This window comes from Solibacillus sp. FSL W7-1436 (assembly GCF_038007305.1).
Taxonomy (GTDB): domain Bacteria; phylum Bacillota; class Bacilli; order Bacillales_A; family Planococcaceae; genus Solibacillus.
Window position 1 is genome coordinate 1,628,263 of record NZ_JBBOWV010000001.1, and the last position, 13,099, is coordinate 1,641,361.

The 13,099-nt window shown below is 43.2% G+C and carries 13 protein-coding genes; 12 read left to right on the forward strand and 1 reads right to left on the reverse strand.

What is annotated here, in order from left to right:
- Positions 1-14 precede the first annotated feature (14 nt).
- From MKX73_RS08195 to MKX73_RS08250, 12 genes are all read left to right on the forward strand, one after another.
- Positions 15-785 carry a 2-keto-4-pentenoate hydratase gene (locus MKX73_RS08195; RefSeq protein ID WP_340717007.1) on the forward strand — a complete coding sequence of 257 codons (771 nt, stop codon included), beginning with the start codon at positions 15-17 and terminating at the stop codon, positions 783-785.
- 17 nt (positions 786-802) lie between these two features.
- Entirely contained in the window at positions 803-1,690 is an 888-nt protein-coding gene (locus MKX73_RS08200) for an acetaldehyde dehydrogenase (acetylating) (protein ID WP_340717008.1), read from the forward strand.
- Positions 1,687-2,682: a 4-hydroxy-2-oxovalerate aldolase gene (gene dmpG / locus MKX73_RS08205; protein ID WP_340717009.1), complete on the forward strand. Its 996-nt coding sequence runs from the start codon at positions 1,687-1,689 to the stop codon at positions 2,680-2,682. Before MKX73_RS08200 ends, dmpG begins: the two co-directional genes overlap by 4 nt.
- A 134-nt stretch (positions 2,683-2,816) precedes the next feature.
- A complete protein-coding gene (locus MKX73_RS08210) occupies positions 2,817-3,791 on the forward strand; it encodes an SMP-30/gluconolactonase/LRE family protein (RefSeq protein ID WP_340717010.1) in 975 nt (324 codons plus the stop codon).
- 118 nt (positions 3,792-3,909) lie between these two features.
- On the forward strand, positions 3,910-4,860 hold the full coding sequence (locus tag MKX73_RS08215) for a VOC family protein (protein WP_340717011.1): 951 nt from the start codon (positions 3,910-3,912) through the stop codon (positions 4,858-4,860).
- Between the two features lie 51 nt (positions 4,861-4,911).
- The gene (locus MKX73_RS08220; protein WP_340717012.1) at positions 4,912-5,697 is read left to right on the forward strand and encodes an FAD synthetase family protein; all 786 of its coding nucleotides are present in this window, start codon (positions 4,912-4,914) and stop codon (positions 5,695-5,697) included.
- Between the two features lie 14 nt (positions 5,698-5,711).
- On the forward strand, positions 5,712-6,575 hold the full coding sequence (locus MKX73_RS08225; RefSeq protein ID WP_340717013.1) for an isocitrate lyase/PEP mutase family protein: 864 nt from the start codon (positions 5,712-5,714) through the stop codon (positions 6,573-6,575).
- Positions 6,576-6,597: 22 nt separating this feature from the next.
- A complete protein-coding gene (locus tag MKX73_RS08230; protein WP_340717014.1) occupies positions 6,598-8,016 on the forward strand; it encodes an FAD-dependent oxidoreductase in 1,419 nt (472 codons plus the stop codon).
- Between the two features lie 9 nt (positions 8,017-8,025).
- Positions 8,026-8,760, forward strand: a complete 735-nt coding sequence (locus MKX73_RS08235; RefSeq protein ID WP_340717015.1) for an SDR family NAD(P)-dependent oxidoreductase — start codon at positions 8,026-8,028, stop codon at positions 8,758-8,760.
- 21 nt (positions 8,761-8,781) lie between these two features.
- Positions 8,782-9,228, forward strand: coding sequence for a GlcG/HbpS family heme-binding protein (locus MKX73_RS08240; protein WP_251690492.1), 447 nt, complete (start codon positions 8,782-8,784; stop codon positions 9,226-9,228).
- A 5-nt stretch (positions 9,229-9,233) separates the two neighbouring features.
- Positions 9,234-10,613: an FAD-dependent oxidoreductase gene (locus MKX73_RS08245; RefSeq protein WP_340717016.1), complete on the forward strand. Its 1,380-nt coding sequence runs from the start codon at positions 9,234-9,236 to the stop codon at positions 10,611-10,613.
- A complete protein-coding gene (locus tag MKX73_RS08250; RefSeq protein ID WP_340717017.1) occupies positions 10,610-11,455 on the forward strand; it encodes an aspartate/glutamate racemase family protein in 846 nt (281 codons plus the stop codon). The genes MKX73_RS08245 and MKX73_RS08250 overlap by 4 nt, the downstream gene beginning before the upstream one ends.
- 46 nt (positions 11,456-11,501) lie before the next feature.
- Here the strand turns inward: MKX73_RS08250 and MKX73_RS08255 are convergent, their stop codons facing one another.
- Positions 11,502-12,971 (reverse strand): response regulator transcription factor, encoded by a 1,470-nt coding sequence (locus tag MKX73_RS08255; protein ID WP_340717018.1) that lies wholly within the window; start codon positions 12,969-12,971, stop codon positions 11,502-11,504.
- Between the last annotated feature and the right edge of the window lie 128 nt (positions 12,972-13,099).

The following is a 13,099-nucleotide window of genomic DNA, read 5'->3' on the forward strand; positions in this document are numbered from 1 at the left end:
CAGGGGGATTCAAATTGGATATTCAACAAGCTGCTAATGCCTTATTAACTGCTGAACGTTCGAAACAGCCAATTGAACCTTTCACGTCGTCAACTGATATTTCAGTTGACGACGCTTATCATATTCAGCTGTTACAAATTAAAGAGAAATTGAAGGAAGCTGAACTGGTAGGAATGAAAGTTGGATTGACGAGCGAAGTCATGCAGAAGATGTTCAATGTAGACACGCCTGATTTTGGGCATATTTTGAGCACAATGGTATATGAAAATAACAGTACAATTTCGAAATCGCATTTTATTCAACCGAAAGTAGAATTTGAGATTGCTTTTTTATTAAAGGAAGATTTAAAAGGTCCGAATGTAACGGTCGAACAGGTACTACAGGCAACAAAAGCGATTGCACCGGCAATTGAAATTATCGATAGTCGCATTATGGACTGGAAATTTAAATTTGAGGATACGGTTGCGGATAACGGTTCGTCTGCAGGGGCAATTATCGGGACACCATCTGATTTACCACCTTTTGAGGAGCTCGCGAACATTCCGATAGTCGTGAAGAAAAATGGTGAAGTGATCGATCAAGGTGTAAGCAACGCGGTAATGGGAAACCCGGTGAAAGCAATTGCCTGGCTTGCCAATATGTTGAGTGAATATGATATTTCACTGAAAGCGGGTCAGTTCATTTTAGCGGGTGCGATTACAGCGGCAGTATTTTTCGAAGCGGATGACGAGTTTGAAATTGATTTCGGTAAGTACGGACAGTTGAAAGTACAGTTTACAGATTGAGGATTGAGGTGAGCAAATTGACGAAGTTAAAAGTAGGCATCATCGGTTCCGGGAATATCGGTACGGATTTAATGTATAAAATTGAGCGTTGTGATGCACTGGAGATGGCGGTCATGGTAGGGATTGATCCGCAGTCGGAAGGTTTGGCACGTGCACGCGACCGGGGCTATATCGCAATTGAAAATGGTATTGAAGGGTTTAAAACACAGTTAGAAGAAGTTGATATCGTCTTTGATGCGACGAGCGCCTATGCTCACAAGGAAAACTACGAGGTTGTAAAAGCTGCAGGTAAAAAGATGATTGATTTAACACCGGCAGCAATCGGACCGTTCACTGTTCCGCCGGTAAATTTAAGTGAGCATTTTGAAAAGGACAATGTCAATATGGTAACTTGCGGCGGCCAGGCAACGATTCCGATTGTGGCGGCGATCTCCCGTGTTGTGCCAGTTGATTATGCAGAAATCGTAGCAACTGTCGCAAGTAAAAGTGCAGGCCCGGGTACACGAGCGAATATCGATGAATTTACACGGACAACGGCAAATGCGATCGAAGTTGTCGGCGGTGCAAAAAAAGGGAAAGCAATTATCATTTTAAATCCGGCAGAACCGCCGATTATGATGCGTGATACAGTCCATGCACTCGTAGCGGAGACAGGGAAAGAAGATGAAATCCGCGCTTCTATTAAAGAGATGATTGAGGAAGTAAAAACATACGTCCCGGGCTACAGTCTATGTGGTGAACCGATTTTTGAAGGGAATAAAGTATCGGTTTTATTGGAAGTGGAAGGGATTGGCGATTTCTTCCCGCCGTATTCAGGTAACTTGGACATTATGACGGCAGCTGCTGCACGTGTGGCAAATAAATTAGCCAAAAATCTAATAGCGCAAGGAGCGGTTGTGCGATGAGAGACATTCATATTTTAGACGTATCGTTGCGAGACGGCAGTCACTCCATGAAGCACCAGTATTCCGAGCAGCAAGTACGTGACATTGCAAGAGGATTAAATCAGGCGGGTGTAGAGTATTTTGAAGTCGCACATGGTGATGGCTTAGGCGGATCGAGCTTGCAGTACGGTCTGTCAGCTGTGGACGAGCTGAAGTTAATCGAAGCTGCTGCCGCTGAATGTACCGATTCAAAAGTGGCTGTCCTACTTATTCCCGGTATCGGAATTAAGGATGATTTAAAAAATGCAGTGAATGTGGGCGCAAAGATGGCACGTGTTGCAACACATGTGACAGAGGCGGATATTTCAGCACAGCATATTGCCTATAGCCGTGAATTGGGACTGAAAACTGCGGGATTTCTGATGATGGCCCATATGGCTCCGACAAGCGTCATTGTCGAGCAGGCTAAACTATTTGAAAGTTACGGTGCGGAAATCGTGTATGTGACAGATTCTGCAGGTTACCTATTACCGGATCAAGTAACCGAACGAATTCGTGCATTGAAAGAAAATATCGGCTGTGAAATCGGCTTCCACGCACATAATAATATGTCGCTGGCTATGGCGAATTCTTTAGCGGCAATCGAAGCGGGCGCTACCTATATTGACGGATCATTACGTGCATTAGGGGCAGGCAGCGGCAATACACAAACCGAAGTATTAGTTGCGGTATTGCAGCGTATGGGCATTCAGACAGGTGTTGATCTGTACAATATTATCGATGCGGCAAATGACATCGTCGCACCTATTTTACCGCGTCCGCAGGAAATTTCAGGTTCAAGCCTGATTATGGGATATGCAGGGGTGTACTCCAGCTTCTTACTCCATACCGAAAAAGCTTCCAAACAATTCGGTGTAGATGAACGCGATATTCTAGTTGAGCTGGGCCGCCGTAAAACAGTCGGCGGACAGGAAGATTTAATTTATGAAGTGGCACAGAGTTTGCGGAAATAATAAAAGGCTGTGGTCACAATACAGTTATATATGAAAAAAAACAATAATTTTTAACTGCTACCTTAATACCAATGAGGTAGCTTTTTATTCATCTCATATTTTTAAATACTTATATAGATAGAGAAGGTGAGCGCATGAAGATTTGTGGGAAATACCGCGCGAAATTTGCAGACGGTCCAATCTGGCATCGGGCATACGGTGTAATTTGGCTTGATATTGCGAATAAAAAAATCATCACATTCAAACCGGAAACGGAAAAAGAAGATGTGTACGATGCTATGGGATGGATTCAATCAATCATCCCGACTACAGATGGTCAGTTTATTGGAGTTTATAAAGACGGCCTCTATTTAATCAATTTTAAATTAGGTCTGAAAAAACCATTTGTTTTGCCGCCGGATCTGTCTGAAATACATTTTTTAAACGATTCTAAATGTGGACCGGATGGACGACTATGGGTAGGCTCTTCAGATGGTTTTTTTAAGAAATTCAAAGAAACACCTCAAACCGCATTTTCCAACTATCCATTCGAAAATGCAAAGTTGATTTCCATCGATGCAGAAGGCAAAATTCAGACACATTTATCAAAAGTCGCGATATCGAATGGTTTGGAGTGGGATCGCAAAACAAATAAATTTTATCATATCGATTCGTCGAAACACGCAATCTTTCAATATGAATTAGCTGAAAGCGGACAGCTGCTATTTGAAAAGGTTGTTTATACTTTCAAAATGGACGAAGGGTATCCTGCTGGCATGACGATCGATAGTGAAGGCAATTTATATGTAACTTTATTTAAAAGTGGTCTAATGGCAAAAACGAGTAAGGAACAAACCCGTGTTGTATGTATCGATCCACAGGAACAGCACATTAAAGAAGAATTCATAATTCCTGTTTCCCATATCACTTCCTGCACAATCGGCGGGAAAAATTTGGACCAACTATATGTTACAACTGCCTATGAAGCATTGCCGGAAGCACAGGTTAAAGAGGAACCGCTAGCAGGGTATTTACTGCAGTTTCCGATAAAAGCGAAAGGTGTATTACCTTATGAATTTATGCTGGCGAAAAGCGGAAGTGATTCTTCAAATTCGGTAATTTTTTACTAAAAGTTAGATTTTTCTGAATAAAAGTTTCCTAGATATCAAAAAGTACATTTTGTAACATTGAAAACAATAACAACCTTATACAGGTTACTCATATTCATCATTTTGAGGGGGAATTGTATTGGCACCAGAAATTGCTAAATTAGGCCATGTTGCTTTAGTGTCAACAGATTTGGAAAAGTCATTAGTTTTCTTTAAAGAGATTATTGGATTGGAAGAAACAACGGAAATTGACGGTGTTCACTATTTGCGTGCCTACAGTGATTTCCAGCATCATACATTGAGCGTTGAAGCCGGTGAAAGTCCCCACGTCAAACATATCGGCTGGCGTACAAAAACAGCTGATTGTGTTCAAGGCTTCAAAGAACTTTTAGAAGAGGAAGGGATAGATGTTCAGGAATATCCAAAAGGCACCACACCGGGCATTGGTGATTCGATCCGCTTTCAATTACCGAGCGGCCATACATTTGAACTCTATTATGACGTTGAAAAATCAAAAGCTGAATCGGATAAAGCTTCGATTCTGAAGAACCAAGTATATAAATCATGGAATAAAGGGATTTCGCCTCGTCGATTTGATCATGTAAACATCCATACGACGACAGATGTAGATGAATCCTATGAATTTTTAATGGAAGTGCTCGGTTTCAATATGCGTGAATATGTACGCGGCGATGACGGCATTTTGGCAGGCTGGATGAGTGTGACACCCCTTGTGCATGATGTGGCGATGATAAAAAAGGAAACGCTTCCAACACCGGCCCGTCTGCACCACATCTCGTACTGGCTGGATGATACACAGGACATACTACGTGCTGCAGATATTTTAAAAGAAAACAATCTGCCGTTTATCGGTCCAGGTAAACATGGTGTATCTCAGGCAATCTATTTATATGTAATGGATCCCGGAAGTGGTTGCCGTGTGGAATTATTCTCGGGCGGTTACTTAATATTCGAACCGGATTGGGAACCGGTAGAGTGGACATTGGAAGAACGTGCCTTGAGTAATACATATTGGGGCGACAGTGTGCAGGATAAAGACTTAAATAATATTACGATTGAAGCAAGGTGAGAACCTAGTAAACCACTAAATTACGACATTTTAGAAAGGTTGTGAAGAAGCATGAAAACAATTATCGTAAACGAAAAAAATCTACCGATTGTCCAGCAAAACAGTGAACCGGCAGTAATGGCATTAGGATTTTTTGATGGTGTGCATAAAGGTCATCAGCATGTGATTTTAGCAGCCCGTAAAAAAGCCCAGAAAAAAGGATTGAAATTGGCTGTGATGAGTTTTTTCCCCCATCCGAAAACGGTCTTTTCAAATGAAGAAGTAGACTATTTAATGCCGATGGAGAAAAAAGCCGAGCGCTTTCGGTCATTAGGTGTCGATTTGTTCTATATTGTGGATTTTACGAAATCGTTTGCTGCTCTTCTGCCGAAGGAATTTGTCCAACAGTATTTAATGGGGCTTCAAGTGCAGTATGCTGTAGCAGGTTTTGACTATACGTATGGAGCGAAAGGAGCCGGCTCGATTGCTACAATCCAGTCGGACAGCGACTCGAAAATTATAGTCGATGTTGTAAAGCGTTTTGCCATTTCAGGTGAAAAGGTGAGCTCGACATGCATTCGTGAAAAGCTGAAACGGGGCTATGTCGAGGAAGTAACAGCGTTATTAGGAAAACCGTATAGCGTTCAGTACTCGATGAAATATGGTTTGCACGACTACTATACACTTCCTCAATGCGGAGAATACTATGTCACGATTTTGGCCGGCAAGCGCGCGATTTCGCAAAAAGTTTATGTGAAAAATGCCAAGAATATTATTTTCCACCATGATTTGAATATTGAGGATTGTTTGATTTATTTCCATCAACGCGCAACCCAAAAATACCAAGAAATTAGTTGAGAGGCTGGTTAACCTTGAAAAAAACAGAGATGTTTCAACAGTTATTAGCAGGTAAAGACACATTTATTTTGCCGGGCGCCTTTGATGCAATGACCGCCCGCATTATTGAAGAAACCGGATTTAAGGCCATTTATGCAACAGGGGCCGGTATTTCAAATGCTCAGCTTGGCTGGGCGGATGTAGGACTGACAACTTTAACGGAAATCGCCCAGGTCGTTTCCTGGATGAGTGAAGTGACAACGATTCCGATAGTGGTTGATGCCGATACAGGTTTCGGGAATGCCATCAACATGCAGCGGACGGTAAAGGTGCTGGAAAAAGCGGGTGCGGCTGCATTGCAGATCGAAGACCAGGTTATGCCGAAAAAATGCGGTCATTTCAATGGTAAAGAAGTGATTCCAAAGGATGAAATGGTCGGAAAAATTAAAGCTGCTCTTGATGCGCGTACCGATGATCAGCTAGCAATCATTGCGCGTACAGATGCATTAGGTGTCCTCGGTTTTGATGAAGCGATTGAACGGGCAAACGCTTATAAAGAGGCAGGGGCACACGCGATTTTTGTGGAAGCGCCAACTAATTATGAGCAACTGTCGCGTATTACAAAAGAGGTAACGGGTATTCCGCATATTATCAACCTTGTAGAAGGTGGTAAAACGCCTTTAGTATCACGTCAGGAAGCGCAAAATTTAGGATTCCAGATTATGCTTTGTGCGAATTCGGCTTTACGCGGTGCGATTAAAGGTGCTACGGATGCCATGCAGATTTTAATGCGTGATGAAAGCCAGGAAAATATTCATGATGTCATTTGTACATGGGAACAGCGCCAGGAACTGTTTAAATTAAAAGAAATTCAACAACTGGAAAAACAATATTCTTAATATTCGGGAAGATGGTGTTGATATGAGTGGAGTGGATTATGATTTAGTCATTGTCGGTTGCGGTGCAGCAGGAACAGCGTCTGCATTGGCTGCAGCTGAACGAGCGAAGGAACAAAATGAAAATTTAACGATTGCCATTTTAGAGCGTGCGCCTTTTGAACAGCGCGGCGGAAATACACGCTGGACGGCTGCTTATATGCGTATGGAAAATATCGATAAGCCGGCAGATGGTCTTGTTGAGGATATGGTCTCTTTTTCGGATTCATTCATGGATCGTGCCTATGCCGAAACATTACGTGATGAAGCAGGAGAAACATTGCGCTGGGTAGAGTCAAAAGGTGTTGATTTTGATTATTTGCCGACGATGTTTTTGACAGCATCGAGACCCCGCCTGTTACCGATTGGCGGAGGGCGCGCGATTATTGATGCACTCACTTTACGCGCACGTGCTCTAGGTGTGGAAATCATTTACGAAACAACAGCATGGGATTTAACGCTCGATGATGAAGGGGCGGTCAATGGCATTAAAGTACGTATGGCTGACGGGACGTCGATGGTACTGAAAACAAGTGCGGTCATTTTAGGTGCAGGCGGTTTCCAGGGAAATAAGGAAATGATGGCGCAGTATATCGGCCCGGATGCACATAAGATTCCCCCGGTATCCGAAGGCGGTCTGTTCAACAAAGGCGAAGCAATCCGTATGGCACTAAATATCGGAGCTGCGGGAAAAGGGCAGTTCGATGCTTTCCATGCCGAAACTGTTGACCCTCGCAGTAAACGTGAAGAAGCGGGCGTTATGTTGTTCCCGTATGCTGTCCTCGTGAATAAGCAGGGAAAACGCTTTACAGATGAAGGTGTTACGACAATTGATGAGCAGTATGAGGAAGTGGCACGTAAAATCTTTTACGAATGCGAAGACCACATCGCCTACATGATTACCGATCAGAAAATGTATAACATCCCGAATTATGAAGAGGCGCTGCAAACCGATATCCCGGCAATTGTCGGAGAAACGATTGAAGATATCGCAAATCAAATCGGTGTGAATGCCGAAAACTTAAAGCACACAATCGATGAATTCAATGCAGCCTGTCCAACAGGTGAATTCATTTATAACCGGGTCGATGGCCTTGCAACAACAGGCTTGGCGCTAAATAAATCGAACTGGTCCATCCCGATCAATGAAGGTCCGTTTATTGCGTATCCGATTATTTGCTGCAACGTATTTACAAATGGCGGATTAGCGACAGATTTAAATGGCCGTGTCGTAACAGGTGATGATGTAGCGATTCCGGGCCTTTATGCTGTAGGCGAAACTTCAGGTGTGTATTACGGCAAATATCCTGGTGGCACATCTGTGCTGCGCTGCTTAGTATTCGGTCGCCGTGCCGGCCATGATGCGGTGCGCTATATTGCGGAAAAGGAAAAGTCTTATCAATAGGAGGCTCATATGGAATTACTAGGTAAAGTAGCGCTTGTGACTGGCGGAGGCCGGGGCATCGGCAAAGAGGCTGCCTTATTATTAGCTTCAAAAGGTGCGAAAGTTGCTGTCTGTGCGCGTAATGAACAAGAGTGTGCGGAAGTGCAGCAGCTCATTGAAACAAAATATAATGTCCCGGCAATCGGGATTAAATGCGATGTTTCTGATTATGCACAAGTCCAGGAAGCTGTGGCGGTTGTCGCATCCGAACTTGGACCGATCGATATATTGATCAATAATGCAGGGGCGATGGCATTGAAGCCATTTACGGAAACAACGCCCGATGAATGGATTAAAATACACGACATCAATGTCCATGGACCGTACTACTTCTGCTATGAAACGGTTCCGTCGATGATTGAAAGACGTACAGGGTCGATCATCAATATTTCTTCGATCTGGGGAACGAAAGGCGGTCCAAACCGCAGTGCCTATATTTCTTCCAAACATGCGGTAATCGGTTTTTCAAAAGCATTGGGTGAAGAACTAAAACCATACGGGATACGTGTAAACGCTGTTTGCCCGGGGCCGGTTGATACACAAATGACCAATGATCTCGGAGCAAACTTGAATAAAGACGGCTGGTTGGATGCCATTGATATTGCCAATGTCATCGTCGACCTTGTACTGCCGAAAAGCCGCGCCATTACTGCTACTTCAGTTGAAGCTTTCGGATTTGGTGCACCGGTAGGTTTAGCTAAATAACAATAAAAAGGGGATATTAAAATGACAGAATTAACATATTCATTCCGACAAAACACAGTGACTTTAGATTTAGCAAAGAAGATGCTAGAGAAGGCAGAGGAGAAAGGGAAAGAGCTGGGCATGAAGTTCGCGATTTCAATCGTTGACAAAGCCGGGAATTTAAAAGCATTTTCAGCTATGGATGGTGCACCGGTATTAGCGCTGGAAATCTCACAAAATAAAGCATTCTCAGCGGCTGCGTATAATCGTGCTACACATGAATGGTACGACCGTTTAAAAGATGATCCGCCACTAATGGAAGGTCTTGTACACACAAATCGCCTTGTTATTTTCGGAGGGGGCTATCCGATCCAATTAGATGGTGAATGCATCGGAGGAATCGGTGTAAGCGGCGGTCACTATACACATGATATGCAAGTTTGTGAAGCCGCTCTTGAACTGTTGGCCGAAACAGTTAAGGAGGCGTAGTACGCATGAGCCGTGACCACCTTATAATTGTTGGTGCGGGTATGGCAGGACTTTGTGCGGCGGTAGAGGCTTCTGCTGCTGGCACAAAGGTCATTGTTCTGGAAAAACAAGCTGAAATTGGCGGCAGTTCTTTATTAAGCGGCTGTTTTATGGCATTTGCCGAGACGGATTTTCAGAAGAGGCTCGGTATAGAAGATACGACAGAAAGCTTGATGGAAGATTTTCTTGCTGTAGGTCATTATAAAAACAAACGTAAACTCATTGAAGCATATGGCGAACATCAGCTTGCTACATACAACTGGCTTGTCGAACAGGGAGTACAATTCCAGACATGCCAAGCTGTTAGCGGACATTCCAACCCGCGCGGACATACGATCATTCCTAGCCAGGCGATTGGCCACTTACGTGCAAATGCTGAAACAAACGGCGCAGTAATTAAAACGAATGCACCTGTTGTACGATTACTAAAGGACAACGAGCAAGTAGTTGGTGTTGTATACGAAGAGAACGGTGAACAGATCGAACTTACAACGGATTACGGTGTCCTGTTAACAGCGGGCGGTTTTTCCCAAAGTGAAGAGCTGCTGGCACAGTTTGCTCCGCAGCTGGCCAACACTGTTCGTCTCGGTGGTGCCGGTAATAAAGGTGACGGGATTAAACTTGCTGCTTCGGCAGGGGCATGGCTGGAAGACTTTACGTATTTGAAGGGCACATACGGTTTTCATCCAACATCGACAAACGATAAAAAGCGGCAGGCCCATACGTTTTATAAAGGCGGCATTATCGTTAACGAACTAGGAAGGCGCTTCGTGAATGAATCGATTTCATATAAGCTGCTTGGTGATGCAGCATTACAGCAACCGAATTGCCTAAGCTATCAGGTATGGGATCAGACGGTCATGGACAAAAGTGTCGCTAATGATGCACTTTACGATTTTGATTTACTTTACAGAGAAGGTTTAATTGAAAGCTTTGACACAATCGAACAGCTGGCAGAGAAGGCAGGTCTGCCGGTTGACGCATTAAAGCAAACGATTTCCACTTATAATTCGGATGTGAAAAAAGGGCGGGATACAGCATTTGGCCGCACATCGCTCACACATAAATTCGGTACCCCAATGGCAATCGAAACTGCACCGTTTTATATGATGGAAACAGCGACAGCGATGCTTGCTACGTATGCAGGTGTCCAAGTCGATGAACAGGCGCATGTACTCGATCCATTCGGAGAACCGATCAAAGGTTTATTTGCTGCAGGCGAAATGGTGGGAGGTTTCCACGGAGCGGGTTATATGACTGGGAGCTCGTTGGGAAAAGCCGCAATTTTTGGTCGCATAGCTGCAAGAACGGCAATACAAGCAAACAAGCAGGAGGTACTTAAATGAAAATTTGGCACCAAAGCTTAACATCAATTGAAGATATTCCGGAATATCGCGATGCGGTCATTCAGCATATTTTAAAAATTGCGCGTCCAGATGTAGATGTCGTCCTTCACGGCATGACGAATGATACGTACCCTGAAAATTATCCGGGTCACTATATTACGTACAACTATTTGCAAAACTTGCATAAGGAGCAGTTCATCCGCAATGCATTAATCGCGGAAAAAGCGGGCTATGATGCGGTGTTCATCGGAACGATTCCGGACGTCGGCTTAATCGAGGCGCGTGCACTTGTTGATATTCCGGTTATCGGGTACGGACAGGCTTCGATGCATATGGCGTCAATGCTTGGTACGAAAATCGGAATCGTCAATTTCCTGGCACCGTTAGCCGATCAGCTGCGTTTCAATGCACAGCAATACGGGCTGGCGCAAAAGCTTGGACCGATCGTACAGGCAGACATCGGATTTTACGATATTATGGAAGGCTATAAAAACCCTCAGCCAATCATTGATAAATTCATTGCAGCGGCTGAAATAGCAATTGCGCAAGGCGCGGATGTCATTATACCGGGTGAAGGGCCAATGAATATATTCCTGGCAACTCACCATATCCACCATGTCGGCAATGTCCCGATTATCGATTCTTTTGGCACAGGAATTAAAATGTGCGAATCACTTGTCGATCTGCAGAAGGTAAGTGGAATGACGATGACACGTGTCGGCTATTATAATGAAAAACCGCCAACTGAAATCGTTGAAAAGCTAAGAGACTATTATAATTTGAAACAAACCGCAGCTGATATGGATTTCGGGTTATCCGTTCGCGCTACAGCGTCTGTATAATATACAAATACCTAGGCCAATATGTGCCCAGGTATTTTTTATTGTCCTAAACAGAATTCCCGGCTGTCTTCCTCACCTGCAAACGGTAGCGGTAAGGGGTTAACTGATAGTATTCCCGAAATACTTTAGTGAAGTAATTGCCGTCCGTAAATCCGACCATTTCCGCAATTGTCCCGATGCCCAAACTCGTTTCTATCAATAACTTTTCGGCTTGCTGTACACGATACTGCTGCAAATATTTCCGGAACGGAATACCGCGTTTTTTTGAAAATACATTGCTCAAATAATTGGTGCTTATATTTAATTCATCCGCCGTATGCTGTAATGTCAGCTCGGCATTATTATAGTCGCGCTCGATTATTTCGACAGCCAGCTCCGTATAATCGGCAATCTGCTGTTGCTGCAAATTTTTCTTCGCATCGATCAGCCTCTGTGTAAATAAAATGAACTCCTGCACAATCGCATATAAAATCGGATGCTCTAAAATAAAATGGAACAGTGCGCGGTAGTGCTGTTCCATTTTCGCTTGCTGCTGCAGATGATACTTCATCATAAAACGGCGGATTTGTGCTAAAATACTCGTCAAATGAATGCGCACATCATCCTGATGGTAATAGGTATTACCTTTTGTCAGCGTATATAGAAACGCCTTAATCGCTTTTAAATCGCCGTTTTCAAGACTTGTAATCCAAAGCTGCTGTTCCTCTGGAGTTAAAAGCGGATCAAGCCTCGTCACATGAAGGGTTTGCGAGCTCTTAAAAATATGGGAATACCCTTTATAAAAGCGCTGCGTCAACGTTTTTTTGCATGCTTGATACATTGCCATCAATGTTGTTTCCTTACCATCATAAACAGCAATGTTCAGCGATTCCCCACTGAATTTCTCCCATTCCAGGCTCATGATTCGAAGCTGTCTGAATAGATTGGTAAAAACATCGATATCCACAATACAAATTACCCGATTTTGCAGAGGCAAGGCTAAAAGATTATGAAAAATAGGCAGTTCAATAAGCCATTCATACAGCATTAAATTATGCTCGTAATCTGCACACTCCATTAAAAAGAAGGCCTTTCCGTCTAAAGAGAAGTTTCCGGGCTTATTTAAATACAAATCCGCATATAACTGCGTTTCCACTGGAATCGTACTGCTTGGGCTTGCTGCCGTCTTATTCGAAGGGATTTTCAGCAAAGCGGATTTTAACTGCTCCAACGGTACGGGCTTTACAAAAAGATCGATTGCCTTTAAGCGGATTGCTTTCATTGCCTGCTGAAAAATAGGTTCCGCTGTAATACCGATAACGGGAATCACCTGCTTTTGTAAATACTGCTCTACAGAAGGAGAAACTAGTTCCATCTCAATAAGAAGTACTTCCGGCCTTGTTTCATCAAAAGTTTCAATTATATTACTTCCATCTGTTGCACCAATTACTTCAATATTCCGCATGAAATAATTTTTTAAATACCATTCAATTCCTGCAATTTCTTCAAAATCCCTCTCAACAATTAAAATTTTCAATCGAACACCACCTTTAAAAACTACTAATTCATATATAAATTCTATAAATCACTCAAACTAATTTTACTTTATTCAAATATTACTATAATCGGTGTTTTTATTCTATTTATTCCGAATTGAAAGAAAAT